Consider the following 410-nt stretch of genomic DNA (forward strand, 5'->3'; position numbering starts at 1 on the left):
GTTGATGGCCACGAACGGGCCCGTGCGGCCGCTGGCGGCGTGCAGGGCGCGCGCCACCACCTCCTTGCCCGCGCCGGTCTCGCCGTGCAGCAGCACGTCCACGTCCAGCGGCGCGAGCGCGGCCACCAGCCGGCGCACCTCCGCCATGCCGGGCGACTGGCCCACCAGCCCCGCGAGCGCGTCGGTGCCGCCGCGCGCGCGCAGCCGCTGCAGCTCGTCCGACAGGGCCCGGCGCTCCAGCGCGCGGCGCACGGTGAGCAGCAGGCGCTCGGACGAGAAGGGTTTTTCGATGAAGTCGTAGGCGCCGTCGCGCATCGCCTCCACCGCCATCGCGACGTCGCCGTGCCCCGTGACCAGCACCACCGGCAGGGCGGCATCCCGCTGCCGCAGCAGGCGCAGCAGCTCCATGC

General features: G+C 76.3%; 1 protein-coding gene. It reads right to left on the reverse strand.

Annotation, left to right across the window (positions count from 1 at the left end; genetic code table 11):
* Positions 1 to 410: sigma-54-dependent transcriptional regulator (locus AC066S_RS39745; RefSeq protein WP_478272054.1), on the reverse strand; the 410-nt coding region annotated here is incomplete at both ends.

The organism is Bradyrhizobium sp. CFUWI (assembly GCF_056429085.1).